This is a genomic window from Brevibacillus sp. NPDC003359, assembly GCF_042878995.1.
Taxonomy (GTDB): domain Bacteria; phylum Bacillota; class Bacilli; order Brevibacillales; family Brevibacillaceae; genus Brevibacillus.
In genome coordinates this window covers 138,024-157,361 of record NZ_JBIAOR010000009.1, presented here as the reverse complement: position 1 = coordinate 157,361, position 19,338 = coordinate 138,024, and the positions used below count along the sequence as shown (strand labels likewise).

At 48.4% G+C, this 19,338-nt stretch carries 23 protein-coding genes; 20 read left to right on the top strand and 3 right to left on the bottom strand.

The annotated features are described in order from the left end of the window. Positions 1–79 precede the first annotated feature (79 nt). The 19 genes from ACFYU8_RS20595 (at position 80) to ACFYU8_RS20505 (ending at position 15,144) form a co-directional block, all read left to right on the top strand. The gene (locus ACFYU8_RS20595; protein WP_390302764.1) at positions 80–577 is read left to right on the top strand and encodes a hypothetical protein; all 498 of its coding nucleotides are present in this window, start codon (positions 80–82) and stop codon (positions 575–577) included. After that, positions 577–768: a hypothetical protein gene (locus tag ACFYU8_RS20590; RefSeq protein ID WP_390302767.1), complete on the top strand. Its 192-nt coding sequence runs from the start codon at positions 577–579 to the stop codon at positions 766–768. Before ACFYU8_RS20595 ends, ACFYU8_RS20590 begins: the two co-directional genes overlap by 1 nt. Before the next feature lie 2 nt (positions 769–770). Then, complete coding sequence (locus ACFYU8_RS20585; protein ID WP_390302769.1) at positions 771–2,108, top strand: phage tail sheath subtilisin-like domain-containing protein; 1,338 nt, start codon at positions 771–773, stop codon at positions 2,106–2,108. Continuing rightward, positions 2,109–2,561: a hypothetical protein gene (locus tag ACFYU8_RS20580; protein WP_007723453.1), complete on the top strand. Its 453-nt coding sequence runs from the start codon at positions 2,109–2,111 to the stop codon at positions 2,559–2,561. Between the two features lie 14 nt (positions 2,562–2,575). Further along, entirely contained in the window at positions 2,576–2,962 is a 387-nt protein-coding gene (locus ACFYU8_RS20575; protein WP_390302771.1) for a phage tail assembly chaperone, read from the top strand. 227 nt (positions 2,963–3,189) lie between these two features. Then, entirely contained in the window at positions 3,190–5,565 is a 2,376-nt protein-coding gene (locus tag ACFYU8_RS20570; RefSeq protein ID WP_390302774.1) for a hypothetical protein, read from the top strand. Beyond that, complete coding sequence (locus ACFYU8_RS20565) at positions 5,562–6,152, top strand: hypothetical protein (RefSeq protein WP_390302777.1); 591 nt, start codon at positions 5,562–5,564, stop codon at positions 6,150–6,152. The genes ACFYU8_RS20570 and ACFYU8_RS20565 overlap by 4 nt, the downstream gene beginning before the upstream one ends. Positions 6,153–6,167: 15 nt before the next feature. Then, the gene (locus tag ACFYU8_RS20560; RefSeq protein WP_390302780.1) at positions 6,168–7,121 is read left to right on the top strand and encodes an XkdQ/YqbQ family protein; all 954 of its coding nucleotides are present in this window, start codon (positions 6,168–6,170) and stop codon (positions 7,119–7,121) included. Positions 7,122–7,124: 3 nt separating this feature from the next. After that, positions 7,125–7,373 (top strand): hypothetical protein, encoded by a 249-nt coding sequence (locus ACFYU8_RS20555; protein WP_137032447.1) that lies wholly within the window; start codon positions 7,125–7,127, stop codon positions 7,371–7,373. Beyond that, on the top strand, positions 7,373–7,807 hold the full coding sequence (locus ACFYU8_RS20550; protein WP_390302783.1) for a DUF2634 domain-containing protein: 435 nt from the start codon (positions 7,373–7,375) through the stop codon (positions 7,805–7,807). The genes ACFYU8_RS20555 and ACFYU8_RS20550 overlap by 1 nt, the downstream gene beginning before the upstream one ends. Further along, positions 7,795–8,610: a baseplate J/gp47 family protein gene (locus ACFYU8_RS20545; RefSeq protein WP_390302786.1), complete on the top strand. Its 816-nt coding sequence runs from the start codon at positions 7,795–7,797 to the stop codon at positions 8,608–8,610. Before ACFYU8_RS20550 ends, ACFYU8_RS20545 begins: the two co-directional genes overlap by 13 nt. Then, positions 8,607–9,179 (top strand): hypothetical protein, encoded by a 573-nt coding sequence (locus ACFYU8_RS20540; protein ID WP_390302789.1) that lies wholly within the window; start codon positions 8,607–8,609, stop codon positions 9,177–9,179. Before ACFYU8_RS20545 ends, ACFYU8_RS20540 begins: the two co-directional genes overlap by 4 nt. Continuing rightward, entirely contained in the window at positions 9,176–9,493 is a 318-nt protein-coding gene (locus tag ACFYU8_RS20535; protein ID WP_390302791.1) for a hypothetical protein, read from the top strand. The genes ACFYU8_RS20540 and ACFYU8_RS20535 overlap by 4 nt, the downstream gene beginning before the upstream one ends. Further along, positions 9,494–9,766: a hypothetical protein gene (locus ACFYU8_RS20530; RefSeq protein ID WP_390302794.1), complete on the top strand. Its 273-nt coding sequence runs from the start codon at positions 9,494–9,496 to the stop codon at positions 9,764–9,766. A 59-nt stretch (positions 9,767–9,825) separates the two neighbouring features. Next, positions 9,826–13,422 (top strand): DNRLRE domain-containing protein, encoded by a 3,597-nt coding sequence (locus ACFYU8_RS20525; RefSeq protein WP_390302797.1) that lies wholly within the window; start codon positions 9,826–9,828, stop codon positions 13,420–13,422. Beyond that, complete coding sequence (locus tag ACFYU8_RS20520) at positions 13,422–13,616, top strand: XkdW family protein (protein ID WP_007725684.1); 195 nt, start codon at positions 13,422–13,424, stop codon at positions 13,614–13,616. The genes ACFYU8_RS20525 and ACFYU8_RS20520 overlap by 1 nt, the downstream gene beginning before the upstream one ends. Continuing rightward, positions 13,616–13,753: an XkdX family protein gene (locus ACFYU8_RS20515; protein WP_390302800.1), complete on the top strand. Its 138-nt coding sequence runs from the start codon at positions 13,616–13,618 to the stop codon at positions 13,751–13,753. The genes ACFYU8_RS20520 and ACFYU8_RS20515 overlap by 1 nt, the downstream gene beginning before the upstream one ends. 92 nt (positions 13,754–13,845) lie before the next feature. Next, positions 13,846–14,301, top strand: coding sequence for a phage holin family protein (locus ACFYU8_RS20510; protein WP_390302803.1), 456 nt, complete (start codon positions 13,846–13,848; stop codon positions 14,299–14,301). A gap of 6 nt (positions 14,302–14,307) precedes the next feature. Further along, on the top strand, positions 14,308–15,144 hold the full coding sequence (locus ACFYU8_RS20505; protein WP_390302806.1) for an N-acetylmuramoyl-L-alanine amidase: 837 nt from the start codon (positions 14,308–14,310) through the stop codon (positions 15,142–15,144). Between the two features lie 45 nt (positions 15,145–15,189). Here ACFYU8_RS20505 and ACFYU8_RS20500 read toward each other — a convergent pair whose 3' ends face one another. From ACFYU8_RS20500 to ACFYU8_RS20490, 3 genes are all read right to left on the bottom strand, one after another. Beyond that, complete coding sequence (locus ACFYU8_RS20500; RefSeq protein WP_390302809.1) at positions 15,190–15,693, bottom strand: S4 domain-containing protein; 504 nt, start codon at positions 15,691–15,693, stop codon at positions 15,190–15,192. Between the two features lie 312 nt (positions 15,694–16,005). Then, positions 16,006–16,890 carry a glycosyltransferase family 2 protein gene (locus tag ACFYU8_RS20495; RefSeq protein ID WP_390302812.1) on the bottom strand — a complete coding sequence of 295 codons (885 nt, stop codon included), beginning with the start codon at positions 16,888–16,890 and terminating at the stop codon, positions 16,006–16,008. Further along, entirely contained in the window at positions 16,887–17,990 is a 1,104-nt protein-coding gene (locus tag ACFYU8_RS20490) for a glycosyltransferase (RefSeq protein ID WP_390302815.1), read from the bottom strand. The genes ACFYU8_RS20495 and ACFYU8_RS20490 overlap by 4 nt, the downstream gene beginning before the upstream one ends. 150 nt (positions 17,991–18,140) lie before the next feature. Between ACFYU8_RS20490 and ACFYU8_RS20485 the strand changes: the two genes are divergently transcribed. After that, entirely contained in the window at positions 18,141–19,229 is a 1,089-nt protein-coding gene (locus ACFYU8_RS20485; protein ID WP_390302817.1) for a glycosyltransferase family 2 protein, read from the top strand. Positions 19,230–19,338: the final 109 nt, after the last annotated feature.

Genomic DNA, 19,338 nt, shown 5'->3' with positions numbered 1-19,338 from the left:
GGCTACTCGCTCCCTGCTCGGCGGGCATTTGCCGTGGATGCCTTGCCAAATGAAGGGAAGTAGTGGGGGGAAGAGACATGTGACGAAGACAGAAGAGAATACCGCAAGTATGGGAGGTGGAAGCTTGATGGATCGTGAGCTAGCCGTTCTCATTGAACTGGTGAATGAAGCGTATCCAGAGCTGGCTACTGTTGTGAATGTGGATGACTGGATGGCGCAGCGATTCCAGTCGCCAATTGCGTTTCTTTTGACGCAAGGGGTCCGTGAAGAAGGAAGAAGCCTCACTTCCTATCTGGTGGTCTCAGAAGCAGCCATCGTCCTCCACTATCCAAAGGTAGCAGGTGTCTATCAGCCGTTTTCAGCAGAACCGCTGCGTGAGCTTCTTCGTCAGAAGCAATTCAGCTATCAAGGCAAGACGTCTGGATTGTCCATCGAGATCGACAGTTCCACCTTGCGTATTTGGCGGGATAAAAAGGACCGGACGGAAATCGTGTTCCAGTTCACCTACAACGTGGTGGTGCAGAGAGCGGCCACAGACAAAATCAACGAATTTGATGTAGAGGGGGTCCGATCATAGTGGCACGAAAGGAACAACTAGCACAGGCGATAGAGCTTGTGCAAACCAAACAAGAGTGGATCAAGAGCGCCGCTTACCTTGGAGCCGAACGGTTCGAGGTAGCAGGTGCTCTTTTTTCTGAAGCAGATGATCAACTACTGGCAGAAGGACAAGTGAAGAGCCGACTGACCAAATACAAAGGCGGGGTGTAAGCATGACCATTCAACGTGAACGTCCGGGTGTAACGGTCGAACTGATCGCAAAAGCAAAAGAACGTGTAGTACCGAAGAGCGGTGTCGTACTGGTGCCGTACCAAGCAGAGTGGGGCGCGCCAGATGAGCTGGTGAAGCTGGGGAGCTTTGAAGAGCGACTGGCCCAGACGTTTGGCAAGGTCGATACCGTGGAGCTGGCAGCAGAAGGCGGCGCAACGATTCTCGCGTACCGGATGACAAATGGCACAGCCACAAAAGCAGCGTATGAGCAAGCCGATGCGATCAGAGTTGAGGCTCTGTATCCAGGTTTGGTAGGTAACGAGTTGAAGGTCACGATCACTGCCTCGACGTCCGAACCAGGCAAAAAGGAACTCCAGGTAGCGGGCCCGCTGCAAACCGAGAAGTTTTCGTTTGCGAATGCGAATGAGCTGGCAGCGAAAACGAGCCAATCCAACTATGTGCGTGTGAAAAAGCTGGGTGAGACTGCGGTTACAATCGTGCCAGAAACAGCACTGACAGGAGCGACAAGCGGCACCGTAGCGCTGACTTCTGCGGACTCGACCAAGTTGTTCATGGCGGTTTCCGGTGCTGATTTTGACACGATGTATCTGCCTTTTGACGATACGAGTGTACAAGCGGCAGCGAAACAATTCATGAGCGATCGTCGCTCGCAAAATAAGAAGCTCAGCACGCTGGTGATCGGCGGCAAAGCGGCGGATGACGAGAACATGGCGAAGCACATCGAGCGCTCTGTGGCGCAAAATACCCGTTTTGTCGTGAATAGTGCCATTGCTGGTCAACACAACAATGGGAAAGTATACGGCAGCTTGGAGTGGGCCGCATGGGTAGCGGGTATGATCGCCGCGACACCTGCGCATGAATCGCTGACAGCAGTCGTCGTTCCGTTGAAAAAAGCGCTCAAGGATTGGGGCCACACCGATATTTTGAGTGCGCTCGGCTCTGGTACGCTGATCGCAACCCGCGACGGAGATGTGTACATCATCGAGAGCGCCGTGAATACACTGGCGGTGCTAGGCACACATGAGCGCGAGGACTACGGAAAAATCCGTGTCAGCATGACGCTGGATCAGATCGTCAACGACATCAGCCAAGTCGGCAAGAAATACAAGGGCAAGCTCGGCAACAACGATTTGGGCGGCGCGGTGTTTGTCTCTGCCGTCAATGCGTACATGACCGTCCGTGAGCAGCAAGGCGCGATTGATACGGGCTGGACGTTTACCGATCAAAAGAACGGCATCGGGGATCGCCGTGGTTTCCTCTTGTCTGCGAAGCCGCTTGATGCCATCGAATACTTTGACATTGACTGGGAGGTGCTGTAATTGGCTATTGCACGCGATATTAAACTGAAGAACTGCCAAATTTACGATGAAAACGGAGACCCGATCTTCGGTACCTTGGAAGGAAAAATGGTCCTCAAGGTAGAGTACGGCGATACGAATCGTCTGCAAAAAGGAAAAATCCAGACCGTCAACGACTGGCATGTAGAAGTGACGTTGAAAATTACCGCAACCAACGCTGCGTTGAAATACTACTGCGTCGATCAATTGACGCAAGGCAAGACCCCAGTCCTCCCATTCCTGATCGGCGAGACGCTGGACAAGGAAGCAGGCAATTCCGAACGCGTCCGCATCTCCAACATCGTGTTGAATCCAGACGAAATTACGCTGTGGGAAGCCAAAGCAGACGGCAACGATCACGCGACATATGACCTGAAAGGGATGTCCATCGAAAAGCCGGACTACCTGGATGAATTGCCAACCTACACTGAATAGGAGAGTGAATGAATATGAATAAAAACAAACTTGAGAAATTTTTGGCCAAAGCCAATGAACAAACTCCGCGAAAAGAAATCACCGTAACCATCGACGGTGACGAATGGAAGGTTCGCCAACTGAATTTGTCCGAGCTGCGCGAGTGCGAACGCATGGCCGACAAAGGCGAGAAAACGGATTGGTTCCTGTACAACGATGCACGTCTGGTGAAAGCCACCGAGCACGATTTCCCTTGGAATCAGGAAGAGCTGAAAAAAGCGTATAAGGTCGGCACCAAGTACGAGCTCGTCGAGAAAATTTTCCGCGACAATCCAGAAGGCTATACCAAGCTGCTCAATGCGGTCCGTGAAGTCAATGCAACCCAGTCGGAAGAAGAAGCCATTGAAGAAGCAAAAAACTAATCCGATCTGACGGCGAGGCCTGGCACATTTGCCGTGCCTTTTTAAAAGGCAGAGGCCGCCCGTCGGATCTACTCGAGTACGAAGTCGATTTGTACAAGCAGAAGCTGTTTATTTTTGCTTGTCAGATGATTGAGGCAGAGGACGAGGAAAGAGCTGGGGGGTAGGTCTCCCGGCTTTTTTCGGGTTTTGCTGGGTGTAGACATCTGGGAGGATAAGGGGGTGAAAGAATGGCAGGAACAATGAGTGAAACGTTTGATGCTTATAGTGGAATTGTAGGTAAATATGACGATTTGGAAAAAAACTTCTTGGGCTCACTAACTTCCACGATCGAAAAGGCTCTTGGAACAACGCTGAGTTCGGTTGCCCAAGAAGCTCAGGCGACTGAAAGAGAAAAGACGCTTTTTGAAGCTGGTGGCAAAAATAATGAGCAACTCCTGAAGGTCGAAGAGACTTCCATAACAATACGTGAGCTCAACCCTGATATAAAGAAAGATCAAGCATACGGCCTCATCGCCAAAGCCGAACTTGTGCATGCAACCAATGGTTTAAAATACGCAGAAAAAGCAGGCATGCTGAAATACACGACGAGGTTTACGGAAGATGAAATCATGAAAATGATGAGCTCCATTGAGATTTCTACTGGTCATGATAGTACCGTTAGGCAGTCAAATGCCGTTCAGCATTTAAGCAACAAGGGAGGGGGAGCCGCGACCGGAAAATTTGTGGAATCCATGGCTCACTTCAACCTTCAGAATGGCAAATTGCTGAATACGCCTGAAAAACTGTCCGCTACCGTTGTCTCAATGGGGAACCTTTTGAATGATTTTAAAACGTATGGTGCGTTGTATGAGAATGCAATGAAGATGTCGGATAATGGTGATCTCGCCGCAATCCTTGAGAAGCATTACAAGGCTCAAAATAAGAAGGATGCAAAGGCCAAGGCTGCCCAAGATATAGCAACGCTGAATCGAAGTCTCGCAACGGGGGAGAAAGAAACAATAAATATCGCCCTCGGAAAACTCCTGATGACTTTTTCTAGCATCCAGGATAAAACGTTACAACAAAGTGCATTCGATGCTTTGACAGGCGATGCCGGAAATGACATGGCGAAGGGTCTGCGAGAAGTAAAAGATGTAGCTACAGGGGCTTTTGTGCCGGAAATGGGGAAAGAGAGCGCATATAAAGTCGGGAATGAAGCGGTGAATGCGCATCAACTGTCTGCACAGAATGATGTTTATTTCAAACCCGGGCAGGCACAAGCAATGGCGAGAAACGAGGCCATGGAGATCGCGACTCTGCACGCAGAACAAATGTCTGGGATAAATACAGGGATTTCGGAAGCAGCTGAAGGAGTAATGAGCTCGTTTAACTCTTTGGACGAGACGACAAAAGGTACTGCGATTTTTGCCGGAGGATTACTACTCCTTGGTAGTGCTCTGAACATTCACGCGACATCTCAACTGAAAAAATTCAAAGATCTTCGGACAACCATAGAAAAGTTTCCTCAAGAAGCAACTGGCGGGAAAAACTGCTGCTGTTGTGAGGGTAATAACCGTAAAAGTAAATCAGGTACCTCTTCAAAAAATAGACGTAACAAGAATACTCCTAGGAAACGACGTACGAGTGAGGTCATAGACCAGTTAGCAGATCAGTTAAAAGACCAGCTCATGAACCGCTTTCCTTTTGGGAAGCGCAAAGGTGGACGCAATGGTAGGCTCATGTTGGGCCTTGGGCTTGGGGGATTGTGGTTGGGTAAAGACAAGCTTGTGGAGCAGTTCAATGGCTTGTCATTCGACCAACTCAAGGATGGGTTCATGAATAAACTTGGAGAATTGCACCCGAGTAAGCTCAAAGATGGACTCATGAAAGGCCTTGGGCTTGGGGGATTAAAGTTGGGTAAAGACAAGCTTGTGGAGCAGTTCAAGGGCTTTTCATTCGACCAACTCAAGGATGGGTTCATGAATAAGCTTGGAGAATTGCACCCGAGTAAACTCAAAGACAAGCTCATGGAACAATTCAACAAATTGCCCATCGATAAAATGAAAGCTGGGATGAAAAAGGTACCCAAACTCGGAATCATCGAAAGCCTCGCAGAAGTATTCTCATCGGAGAACAAGCTTGATGCTGCAGCTCGTTTGGGGGCGGAATCCCTCGGTGGCTGGGCTGGAGGAAGATTGGGAGCGACAGTCGGATTAGCCGCTGGTTCACTCGTTACCCCTGGCGTTGGAACAGCGATCGGTGGTGTGGTCGGTGGTGTCGGTGGAAATATCGGTGGATCAATGGCGGGAGGTGCTTTATACGACTGGATCAAGTCGTGGTGGCAGGACAAACCTGTTGAACAATCTGTGAGTACACAACCACAAATACCAGCAGGCCCTCCTATTCCAAGTCGTTCTCCTGTTGGCAACTCGCCTGTAAAACAACAGGCTACCTCGGTGAACATTCCGCAAATTACGGTACCACTCCACGTACAAGGCGTGCTACAGGGTATCCCAACCATGATGAAAATGCTTACTGACCCATCTGTCGCCCAACGCATCAAAGACATCATCGAACGCTCGCTGCTCGATGCACTAGAGACGAGGGGAGGGGTAACCGCATGATCCGCCTTCAAGGTAAATACAGGCTGACATTTCCTGTCACACCTGCTGAAATCCAGTTTCGCGGCTACGGCAACGACATCGAAAGCACGACATCGATTACGTTATTGTCCGGCAATCGCCTCTCTTCCAGACGCCCAAAGTCCATCTCCTTTGACTTCATCTTACCCGGAGACAGTACAGCTCCCTACGTCGAGGTACAGGGCTATCAAGGGCCTAGACAGTGGCTTGCTGGATTGGATCGCTTAACGGGCTCCGAAGCACTTTTGACAATTGATGAGTTTGATCTAGCGTGGAATGTGCTCATCGGGCCATGTGACGGAAAATTCCAAGGAAAAAACGTAGATTTTCACGGCTCGATTGAGCTGCCGTTGTTTGTCAAAGACGAATTCATTACGTGGAGCAATCAGACGCAGCTTTTATCCCCGGGTGCAGTCATCACACGACAGCAGCCAGCTCGTCCGAATACGAGCGGGAAGGTAGCAAAGAAGACACAGAAACAGCAAGCGGCCCCACGGATAGACAGCAAAAAATTGGAAGACAGGAAAAGAGAGATTAACGAAAAGCTAGAAAGAGAAAACAGAATGTAACGGAGGGCAGATGAAATGAAAGTCATTTACGGAAAAGAACAGACCCGCTATGACCTGACCCCAGCCGTTACCGAGTTGTCCTGGTCCTCTGCCAGGGGACAAATCGCGCAAAATTGCGATGTGAGAATCAAGGAAGGCCCGCCGCTGCAATCGGCGGGTTTTTTGATGCTCTTTTCGGGGACAGAGCTAAAAGAGTCTCAGCAGCTTTTTCACGGCCCGCTCGTTCGTTTTGACCGGGATGACAGGACAGGCGATCTATCCGCCACAGCATACGAGCTTGGCTGGTATTTGCAAAAAAACGAAATCTCCAGACTCAAGCTGGACGGAGACGCAGGGACAGAGCTTGCACGAATCATCAAGTCGGCAGGTATCAATTTTAGCTGCCCGGTATTCGGCTTTACGGTCAAGGAGAGAATCTCGTCCCAATCATATACGTCCCTCTTTACATCGCTGACCGAGCAAGCTTATGAAAAGACAGGCATCCGCTATTTCGTGCAATATCAGCGTGACAAGCTGACGGTACTCCCCGAGGGGAAAAACAGCATCATCCCGATGTTCAAAGCGAGCTTGCTCACGAGCAGCTCAACGGGTGAGAGCATCGAGGATGTATACACCGTCGTGACAGTCGAGCGCTACCGGGATGATCGAGTGGTAAGTAGTGCAACGAAATCTAACGATAATCTGGTCAAACAACTCGGGCATATGCAAAAAGTCATCGACGCGGGCGAGGACAAAAACGTAGCTGGATTGGCAGCTAAGCAACTCGCAGAGTTGTCCAAAATCCCCAAGACACGCTCCATTTCGGTCCGGCACGAGGATGAAAATGCCGCTAGGTTACGTGCGGGCTGGCTCATCAAGATCATGGAAAAAGACAATAAAACCATCACGGATTGGATCGTCACTAGCTGCCAAGCGCGCTGGCAAGGCGGTCAATACACAATGGATCTCCAATTGGAAAGGAGGACGTAAGAGATGCATTCAGTTATCGCAAAACTGCGAGGGCACGCACAGGACGGTATCGAGAATACGCAAGGGGAATTCGGCAAGCTTTTGTCACTGTCCCCTTTGTCTGTAAAGCTCGACGAGGACCCGACACCCTTGGAACCGTATGAGCTGTCGGTATTGCGTTCTGCCCAATTAAAGCCAGAGGATGTGGGCAAAAAAGTAGCCCTGTTGCGATGCAACAACGAACAATACCTCCTGCTTGGGGTGGTGGAGTAATGTTTCCAGAGTTGAACGGAGACGAAACACAACTGGTTCAATCTCCAGATAACCCGATTCCATGGACATACAAATTCGACTGGACTACAAAACAATTGCAGAAAGGGCCAGATGGTCGCTACTTGCGGACGACTACCTATGAGGAGTACCTGGCAGAGACAGCAAAGAAAATCCTGAATACACGTCGTTTCCGGTACGAGATTTACTCGGAAAGGTACGGAGTAGACTTCCTATATGCGACAGGAAGGATGCGCTCGGGCATTTCATTGCCAGCGATTAAGACGCAAGCACAAGAGGCGCTAGAGGCTCACAGTGAGGTTGAGCGTGCAGAAGTGGTAGACATTCGGTTTGAGGACAACCGGGTCATTTTTTCGCTCGAAATTGAGGGCATGAGAGGGACAACTAGAACGGAGGTGAATACATGGCAACGTTAGACAAACCAGAAATGCCGATTCTCAGGGAAACCCCGGATCAGATTTATCAGCGGATGGCAAATCGGATGGCATTGATAGCACAAAAGCGTGGAGAGACGCCACCAGCGACGGAAGAGGGAGAAATTTTTTATGACCTCGACTATCCGATAGCAGAGGAAATCAGCGATCAACAGCAGCTATTTGAGTACGGCTTTCTCCAACGTTTTCTCCCCTGGGCGGATGGAGAGTTTTTGGATGCCACAGGCGTATTCTTCGGTTTATCTCGCAATGAGGCGGAGACAGACGACGCCTACCGACAGCGCCTCATTGACCGAGCCCGGACAGAAGAGGGAGACGGCAGACGCCAAGACTACGAGCGGTGGGCGCGAAATGTAGACGGGGTAGGCGGAGCCGTTGCCATCGAGAAGGCACGACATGACCTATCTATTGATGTGTATATCACAGACCTGACAGGCAACCCTGCGGGGCAGGAACTGGCTACGAGTGTACGGACGAAACTGGAAGACAAACGAAGGGCCTTGCACGACTTGCAGGTACTGCCAGCGAACGTTTATCCAGTGACTATCGCTGTAAAACTCGCTTTGCGACCAGATGCGGAAATCGAGAAGATCAAAGACCAAATTACTACGCAAATCAAAACCTACCTAAAAGGGCGTTCTCAGATCGTGTACCAGCAGATCGGGGCGCTCTTTTTCGTGGATGGGGTAATAGATTTCACAGGCTACACCTTAAACGGCGCGGAATTGAATTTGACGGTGCCTGCTGACTCTGTATCGACACTAACCATGGCGGTGACAACATGATTCCAGAACGCTATCGGCAGATGCTGCCGCCGCAATGGTACGAGAATGAAGTGGCGGAATATCACTTTGAAGGTGCAGAGACAGTCGTAGATGCTTTCAATTTGCAGCGTGAGGACATCCTACAGCAGTTTAGCCCATGGTCAGCTACCTGGGGGTTGGATGTCTGGGATTGGATTTATTTCGGGAGAAAGCAATTGCTGAGTGTTGAGGAACGGCGAAAGAATATCCAGCAAAAGCACTGGTCGTATCTTGGATTTACCCCAAGCGTGCTGCGTGCAATTGGTTTGAGTTCCTCGTCATTCAAGCATGTCCAGATGGTTGAGGATTACGGCAAAAAGGTGATTCGGTACGTCTACCCGATTGAGGACCGATTCGATACAAAGAATGCTGTTCAAGCTGTTGAGAGAATTAGGCCAGTTCATTGTAATGGAGTCGCTTTTGAACCTGTTGTGTCGGAGAAGATCGTGCTGCGAGATGTCTTAGTGGTTGGGATTAAGGAGTACCACAAGGTCAGTGAATTTCGTGTAGGGATGACACCAATCAAGCGTTACGAGGAGGTCGTGAAATGATCCTGCCAAGTTATCTTCAAACCGTCCGGAATGACCTGCTGGCTAGGGTGTCGGGCGGCGACATTTTGATAAACGGCTCAGTTTCAGTGCCTGTACAGGCTGTGGAGATTGCTTCGCATCCGATTGCAGGCATACAAGACGGAATTGCATTACAAGTATCTGCCCAGCATGTAGCCAGCGTGCCAGTCATCACGAGCGCAAAGTTGAGGACCAGAACTGGAGCGGTCGTTGCTGAGAAGACAGGAAACATTGAAATGAACGGGGCGCAGTTCGTAAACCTGACCTTTGTTATCGAAGCGAGAGGAGGGGTGTAAGTGTCCTATGTAGCGAAAACGGACTGGAAGCACGATGATCCGGTAACAGAAGTGGACATTAATCGTTGGGAGCGAGGTATTGCGGATGCTCACGCGGAGCTGGCTGTACTGATTGCAGATGTATCAAATCTGAAAGTACGAGTGAATACAATCGAATCCACCTTGCCTGACGGTTTTGTACACAACAATTTCAACGATGACCTGTCTACTATCAGCTCTATCAGGGTGATTCGGGGTTACTACAACGAGGTTCAGAGTCGGTTGGAGGTTTAGATGGTAGAAACAGGAATGGGTCGCAATAACGGCCATTTGCGGAAGGAAGGGGGAGGAACATGCCTGTAATTACGTTAACCAAAGATAATAGCAAGGTTTTCGACACTTGGTTTGATGAATCAAGACCTTTAATAAACCATGAGCAAAATCCACAGATTTATATAGCTACAGATTCAAACGGCAAAAGAAACAGGCTTGCTTTCTTCTTTGATCTTGGACTGATACCAAATGATGCAATTATCAATAGTGCCGCATTTGAGATGTTTCAAAGTGGTGATGGTGGTATATCTAGAACGATTGATGTCCATGCCATAACCTCTGCTTGGACAGATTCAAATACATGGAATACGCAACCAACTTACAACCCAACTCCATCTACTTCGAAACTTATAGGTACAGGAGTCATGTACTCCTTATTTGATGTAAAAAACCTTGTTCAATCCATGGTGAACGGTCAAAATAATCAAGGGTTTTTATTAAAGGATCGAGACGAAGCAACTGCAAATGTCATAAGTAAATCCTTTAATTCATTTGAGAATGGCGTTAACCATCCACGTCTCACCATCGACTACACCATCCCGACAACAGGCAAAAAACAGGTGGATTATGTAGGGAGTGGTACACCTTCTGCTGCAACAAGCATGACCAACTTCACACCAATAATGCCAACCGGAATACAAGCAGGGGATTTGCTTATCGCAAGAATTGCATACGATTCAGTAAATACATTTGTTCCTCCTGTTGGATGGGCTGAGCAAAAAGCAGTAAGTAGTAACGGAAGGCATAAGGTTCTAACTAAAATAGCGTCAGCTAATGAATCTGCTCCCACATTTACTACAAACCCAACAGTTAGTCAAAACTGGGGAGGGAATATAACCGTTTTTAGAAATGTAAAGTCCGTTCTAAACTCGGATGCAAGAGCAATAACATCTTCACAGAGTTTTTATCCTGCTTCAAATGGCTCAAGTGTTAATACATCACACACAGATACGTTGTTGGTGATTTTTAACGCAATCGGGGCAACCAATTCCAATTTTTCTGTCCCTTTGAACTTCCACGAAGTATTAGATGTTTTCCCAACAGGATCATCAAATACTTTCCAAACTGTATATAGCTATATGCACCACAAACAAACATTAACATCTGTAGAAGTAACTTCGATTGCGGGTAATGGGGCCAATGGATCAAGTATTGCATTATTCCTGGAACCAATCACCAACAATCCGCCATCAATCACACTCTCGTCCCCTTCCAATAATCAAACATTGGCGGAAGGCAGCACCTACAAGCTAGAGGGCACCGTATCCGATGTGGACGCTGGTCAGTCTCTGTCCGTCAAATACTCCATAGCTGGAGGACCAACTCAGACAATCGCCCTCGGTACAACTGACGGGTCAAATCCGAAGTCATTTTCAAAGACACTGACCTACTCGCAAGGACGTTTTTGGGACGGGCAGACGGACGTATCAGGCTTGCTGCCATCTGAGGCGTCTTCGATCCAAATATGGGCAAATGACGGCACGGATGATTCAGCCAAAGTGACACGCAACTTCACGGTTGCGCAAGAGGATGGCAAGGTTTTCGTACCTGTCAACGTGGTATCGTCTGCTTACCTTGTTTCCCGTATGGCTCCGCCTGTGCGGTTGAGCAATGGGTGGTTGGTTGGTGCGGTGGTAGACGCATTTAAAACGTCCGTTAAATTTTATAAATCCAGTGATAACGGAAAAATTTACTCATTATTGACGTCATTTAATATCGGTGTGAGTGGATCGTATTCAATAGTGTGTAAAGGTACGAATGTTTACTGTGTCGCAAATGGTTCGGCTAAGGTATTTGTTGCAAGGTTTGATGCCACCAATGTAGGAGCCACGATTGCGAGCGCTTATGATTTGGACGTGTCTCAATCTGTCTTTCAGGGTGTCTCACTCGCCATAACTCCCGACGGAACAAAACTATGTTGGGCAGCAAGTACAAAAAACAGCAGCCTACCGAACAGCTTCAGCATCCGCGCTGGGAGCATTCCGATCAATGCGGACGGAACACTTGTAACGCCGAGTGCTGTGGAACGAGTAACGGGAACTAATTCTAGTACTCAAAATATGGGAGCGCCATCAATTGTTTTCTCTGCAAGCGGAGAAGCGTTGATTCTTAGCATTTTTCAAGAGCCTGGAGCTTACACCCTTCTCTGCTTCGGTAAATCTAGCGGATTCACTGGTAACTGGTTTGGCGCTCTTGATGGTTGGAAACACCAAACGGTATACGCTACATCAAACTCGTACCCACAATCCTCATCCATGGCAATCCGTACACCAAATGGCAAGCTACACGCCGTATGGCACGGCACAGACGCGAATGACACCGTTAATCCGTGGATACGGTACTCAAACGCCACAATGGGTGCTGACTGGCTCCCAACACACAAAAAACTCGTCAAAGGCACAAACGCCAGTATTACCAGCGACAAAAACGGCAAGCTGATCATCACGTATGAAGACGGCGTCTATATCAAGCGCATCGAGTCCAGCAATGAGTTCAGCACCTTCTCAGGCCCGTTTATCGACGGTGTAGGCACCAATCCAGCAACCTTCTATGACCAGTCGTTCCAGACGGATTTCAGTATTCCACCGACGATCTATCAGACGAGTGGCGCAGTCAAGTATCGCGGCGTGCTTAATCTCAACAAGCGTCCTGTCGTCACCCTGGGCACGCCGGATAATCAGACACTTACCGAAAACTCGACTCTCAAGGTATCCGGTCAGGCCATAGACGAGGACGCGGGCAACATCGTCTCTGTTTTCTTCAAAGTGAATAACGGACCTGCTCAGGCGGCTTCATCCAGCATATCGGATGGTGGCACGCCTATTTTGTTTGATAAGGCGCTAACCTACAAGAACAAGCGGATTTACCTTGGAACGACTGATCTTACTGGGATAGACCTTGCCGAGAACACTGACCATTGCCTCATTGTTTGGGCCGAGGACAACAAACAGGGTAAAAGCTTGGAGGTCGTGTGTAAGTTTAGAGCCGTATGGAACCGACCACCGGTAATCGATGGCGAAGACAAAGACCTCGGTATCTTCATGAAGCCGCCAACAGTGAACTATTCAGCCACTGATCCAGAGGCCAACACTTTCACTTTTACCGAATATCTGAACGGCAAGCAAATCAGGTCGTTTGCAGGCGTAGCCGGACAGCAATACACAGTTGAAATTAGCCATGACGCTTGGATTCGATTGGATTTGGACGTACAGCATCAAATCAAGATCGTTGCCACGGACAGCACGGGAGTCTCATCCGAACGGATTTACACATTCACCCGAACAGAGACTCATATCGAATTTATGCTAGAGTACGGAAATCCAGACATTAAAGCAGACTTCACATTGGACGGTATGCCATTGCGTGTCTTAGTGACACTTGAGAGATACTTGCCAGAAGGCTCGTCCATTGAAAGTGTGAAAGTATGCAACAACTACTTAGATGATGTGCCGACATGGGAAGACTGCACAAATGCCGTCAAGGTCAACCGAGGCTACTTGTTCACCAATAAGAATAAAACAGCTCCCAAATGGGCTATTAATCTATGGGTGACAATCAACAAAGGAACAGCTAGGGAACGTGTACTTGTAAATGGTTATGGGGGTGCGTTCGATTAATGAAGATGCAAAATAAAGAGGCTATCTCAGTAATTAGAGAACAGCAACAAACCGATCCAGTTATGACAATGGGACAGGAGCTTTCCTCACTCAAAATTAGCAACATCCAAAAGGATGCGTTAATCCAAACAATGGGAGAACAGCTAGCCCAGGTTAAGCTTGAGCTCATCCAATTAAAAGGAGGTGCTAAGTGATGGCATTCTGGACGTTGGCATTTAGCATGAAGTGGGTCACAGTAGAAAAACTGCGGCTAGCAGTAAAAACTACATCCAATCCTTTCGGAGAAATCTCTCCCGAAGAATTCAAGAAAATTACCAACCAAGACTTTTAAGCTACTAATATTTCATACACAAAAAATTTGAGTCAGCCCCGTACCTAGCGGGGCTATTTTTGTTCCCCCAAGGGGCGAGGAGGTACGAACTTATGAAATCCCTACACAGCCTAGAAAGCATCGCAACCCCAGCAAACGCCTGGGCGACAACAGCAGGTGCCATTGTGTCACCCGCCTTTCACTATCTATACGGCACGAACCGCCAAGACATCCTCATCGTCCTCTTCTTCATGATCGTCCTCGACTGGATCACAGGCATCTCCGCCGCCAAAAAAGACCAATCCTACTCATCCGACTACGGCCTGTCCCGAATCCCACGCACCTTATTCCTCATGGCCCTACCAGCCGTAGCCAATCTCCTAGACCGCGTCATGGGCACCCCTGGCTTCTTGTTTTACGGCGTCACCTTCGGCCTCATCTACCATACCTGGACAAGCCTGACCGCGAATGCCCACCGCGCAGGCTGGCCGATGCCCAAATCCGTCGAGAGATTAGTTAGCGCCGAAATCAAAGCAAAGGCAGAAAGAGCCAAACGAAAGGAGTCCTAGTAAACAATGAAAATCACCGAGATGCTTTTGACCAACATAAATTCCCGCCCCAAAAAGAAGATCACTCCCAAAGGAGTAGTCATCCACTGGACGGCCAACGAGCGCAGCGGTGCAAATGCCGTAGCCAACCGCAACTACTTCAACAAACCAACGACAGTCGCAAGCGCCCACTACATCGTGGACGACAAACAAATCATTTGCTGTCTGCCCGAGGACGAGATGGGCTACCATGTCGGGGCGAAAACTTATTCACAGGCCGCCTTGACCAAATTGAGCACCTACCCGAACAACTGCACGATTGGGATTGAAATGTGCGTCAACGCAGATGGAAGCTTTGAGAAAATGTACGAGCAAACAGTGGCACTGACCGCAGATATCTTGAAACGACATGGCTGGGGAGTCGATCACCTGTGGCGTCATTACGACATTACGGGGAAAAACTGCCCGGCCTTTTTTGTCGTCAATACGACCGCTCAAACATATACGGGAATGTCGGCGAAGGACGCATGGGCAAAGTTTCAACAGGATGTCCACAGGTTTCTCACAGCTTATCCACAAAAACCACAGCCTGATGTGGATAAGTGCGCCGTTGAACTGACACTTACTTCCACAGGGAAATTAATCGATGATGTTTCGTATGTACCCATCCGGATGATTGCGGAGGCAGTGGGTGGAGCGGTGGAATGGGAGCCTTCCACGCAAAAAGTGACCGTGAACGGACAGGAAGTCTCCTATGTAAACGACCAGGGAACTACTTTTGCAAAAACAAGAGAGCTGGCTGCCTTACTTGGATTGCAAGTGGAGTGGGACGAATCGAGAAAAGCGGTCGTATTGAAGAAATAAAAGAAAAAGCCGCAGATATTGTCTGCGACTTTTCCATACATACTTTTACTCAATCATAATCTGAATGATATCCGCCGCACTCAAAACAGCACTGGGCTTCGTCTCCTGCTCATTCAGTCGAATATGCCCGTCCTTGATCTTGCGGACAATCTCGCTGCGGCTCCAGCCTTCTATCTGTTCAGACAGCAGCTTGTCGAGGCGGAAGCGGGTCTCTGCGCTCTCAATCCGAATCGTCACTTCCTGAACGCCCTTTTCCTGGTATTCATGCAAGGGGAGAGTAGATAGTGGCGCGATTTCCTCACCAAACTCCGTGTCTGGCACCTCCCGATGATCTGTAAAGGCTTTGTAGATGGCCAGTTTTTCGTTCCACGTATGATTTTTTTCGCATTTATAGATAGCGAACCGATAGATATTTCTACCGTTTGCGTTGTGGCGGCGGACGTTTGTATCGAAAAAGAGAACGGTTCGCCCGCAATTGCTGCAATATCGCCGTACTGGCTGATTTTCATGATTTTCACGTAATACCCACGTATGCTCGATGGTATGCATGGTCCTTCACCTCGTATAAAAAGTGAAAGGAACGCACCTGCTATTTGGATGTCCTGTAGGGCGGGCCTGTTTTTGGACACAAAAAAACGGAGATTCCCCATAGCGAACCTCCGTTAGGATTTACACCTACAGATTTCGTTACGTTCCTTTGTAATGGGAAAAAAGGGCAGACTGCACCTGTGCGAAAAACAGTTTGTTTTCCGAAGGGCAAGCTATCCAGTTTTTTAGGCCATTACAAAGTAGTTGTTGGCATACGTAGTTACCGTACCTTTCCATCCAAATAGACGTGGAATCAATATACCATATAATGGGTTAGTTTCCAAGGGGGATTGTATTGTTGAACACAGGAGGGCGAGTGGTTTTGACGCGTAAAGGAGCGGAGCCGTAGATTTGCTTCATCCAGGTTCGCGCTTCTGCAAAGTCACTCTCCCGATAGAGATGAAAAGCGGGATGGTGTGTATCCACAAAAAGGGACAAACCCAAAGCCTGAGCCCGAATGCAGAAATGACGATCCTCGCCCCAGAAGCTCAGATTTGGAATTTGTTTAAAGCTGACGCCAGCCTGCAGCGCTTTTTTGCGGATGAGGGTGCAAGCACCTAAACCACCTACCTCATATACGCCGGGGACACGGAGCTGGCCGTAGAAAGCGTACTTCCGCAGGTATTGTTCTTCTACTGATATTTGTTCATGGCGTGCGCATTCGAATTGGGTGTACTCATCTTTGAGCCACACCTGAGGGACGGGGACGGTATCTGGTGTCCAGCTCGTCCAGAAGATTTCAGATATGACTTGTTTGTCTGAGGCGAGCAAAACTTCCAAAGTAGCTGGTTGGAGAAGCAAATCCGAATCGATGAGGAAGAGGGCATCGTAATCATGGTGTTTGGCACGGGCGATCATTTCGTCCTTGAATCCAGCGACCTTCCAAACGAGTGCGTCACTCCAGTAATGGGTCGTTTCATCGCATGTGTAAGGATGGATGCTGCCAGCAGCGGGGATAATGTCAACCTGTCCTGTGTGTTTGTCTGCAAAGTTTTGAAGGATTTTGCTCGAAAGCGGATCGGTATTGTCATCAACGAACAAATAGTGAAAGGTCAAGTTTGAGGTCGACAGTCTTTCTAACGAAAACAAAAACATCCGGAGAACATCTGGTTTCTGACAAACTGGACTGCCAATTAGCACGCTCGTTTTCACACTCATCGAACCACCTCTCGTTTTTGTGCGAAGTACGAAGCATGTATGGAGCTCGCTGTGTAATCGTAGACAAGGGATTCATGTCCCTTGCCCATGCGCTCCATGCATCGTCCCAAAAAGTGAAAAGCGTAAAAGCTCCCCATCCCTTGCTCACTATAATGCTCCCACTGATTGTCTCCGATCTCCAAGCAATACTCGAAAGCTTTTACCGCCTCGGCATACAATCCATGCTCCATCAGGAAAACGCCTTTGTAAAAATGAAGGTCTACGTAATTGGGATAAATCTGGATAGCTCGTGCAATACCCGGCCATGCCCCGCGCATACTGCCATGCTGGAAAAGAATATCGAATTTCAGCTTGTAGCAAATAGAAGGGGGAGGTTGTTTGGTGGTCAAAAAGCCTTTGATCGCTTGATTCACCAGAGTAAATGCACGCTCCCATTGTTTGGCGCGAAAAAATTCGTTTGCAAGATGGTAATCGCACCATGGGTCTTGTGTGGATTGCTTTCTTTCTTTACGTAAGAGCTTCAAGTTGCGCAAAGCCTTTTGTTTTCGTTGAACGGCATCGTCCATATATCCGAGATGGTGGATATGTACAGGTAGCAAAGGGACGGCGAGATCCCTGGAAACGGTGGCCGGCCATTGAAGCACTTCGTGTATGTCTCTCACAAATCGGAACCCTTTTTTGTTGCGAAATAAGCGGATTTGCCCGGATCGGTAGGCGGAGTGGTGCGAAGCCTGCTCCTTTTGCGAACCAGTGTAATGAATCATTTTCATAAAAAAGGCGTCGCCTTTGCTCGAACTCACAGCCTGACGAAGCACTCCCGGTTTTTCTTCCTGTACGATTTCATCCGCATCCAGACATAAAATCCACTCTCCCTTAGCAACTTGCAATCCGGCGTTTCTTGCATTAGCAAAGCTGTTTTCCCAAGGAATCTCCAGAACTTTCGCCCCGTATTTCCGACAAATATCCTGTGTACTGTCGGTTGATCCTGTATCGACAACAATGATCTCGTCTACCACCATTTGCACGCTGGATAGACATGCTTCGATCTGGTCTGCTTCGTCTTTGACGATCATGCATAGTGAAAGGAGAGGAGGGGTCATTCGGATGATCACCTTCTTTTCGTTGTTGTCAGAACATATTGTTACACCATATTCGTGCGAGCAGATGGTTATGAAAGTACGGATACATAATGGGGGAAGGAAAGAAATAGGATGTTGAGAAAATGATTTTTTGGGGAGGGGGCGATCTGCATGTTCACGGTTAGCTTGTGCATGATCGTTCGGGATGAGGAAGAATCACTCGGTCGATGCTTGTCGACGATCTACGATTTGGTGGATGAAATCATCATTGTCGATACAGGGTCGACTGATCGGACCAAAGAAATTGCATTGACCTATGGTGCGCAAGTATTTGATTTTACATGGGTGGACGATTTTTCAGCAGCTCGTAACTTTGCTTTTGCACAAGCCAAGATGACGTACATTTTTTGGCTGGATGCGGACGATGTACTTTTGGGAGTGGATCGGGAACGCTTTGCTGCACTGAAGGCTACGGACCATTTTGATTATGACAGTGTCTCGATGCCGTACCACTTGATGGTAGATGAGCGAGGACAGCCTGTTCACTATTTGCGAAGAAATCGCCTCGTCAGACGGAAGTGTGACTTTGTTTGGCATGGGGCGGTCCATGAGTATTTGGCTGTCGCGGGGGAAATTCTGCACAGTGAAATTGCCATTACTCACCAAAAGAATAAGCCTTATACGGATCGGAATTTGCAAATGTATGTAAGACGCAAGGAAAAAGGCGAAGTTTTTGATCCGCGTGACCAATTTTATTTTGCAAATGAATTGTTCGATCATGCGAGGTACGAAGAGGCAGCTGAGCAATATCAGTTGTTTTTAGACGGAGGCTTGGGCTGGATCGAGGATCAAATATGGGCGTGTCAGAAGCAGTCAGAGTGTTACGCACACTTGAAGCAACCTGAAAAACAAATTCAATCTTTGACCAGGACACTTGCGATTGACCTTCCGCGTGCGGAGATTTGCTGCAGGATGGGGGCTTTTTTTGTGGAGAAGCAAGACTTCCCGAAGGCCATTTACTGGTACCGGCAGGCGACATTATTGGAGCGGCCACAAGGTTCCATGGGGAAGGTAGACGAATCGGCATGGACGTGGCTGCCTCATATACAGCTATGCTTCTGCTACGATCGGATCGGGGATCAACAAAAGGCTAAGATTCACCACGACATGGCAAAGCTGTATTACCCGACGCATCCAAGTGTAGAGTACAATGAAGCTTATTTTGCAAGACTGGAGGAACTGAATGCAGTAGAACAATAGATGGCTATACTCCTTCTTGGTTGTCCGTATTGTATTTGGAAAGTTGTTATTATGTACCGGGTCTTCTCTACAAAGATAGAATCGATCCTCGTTGATCAAAGAAGGAGAT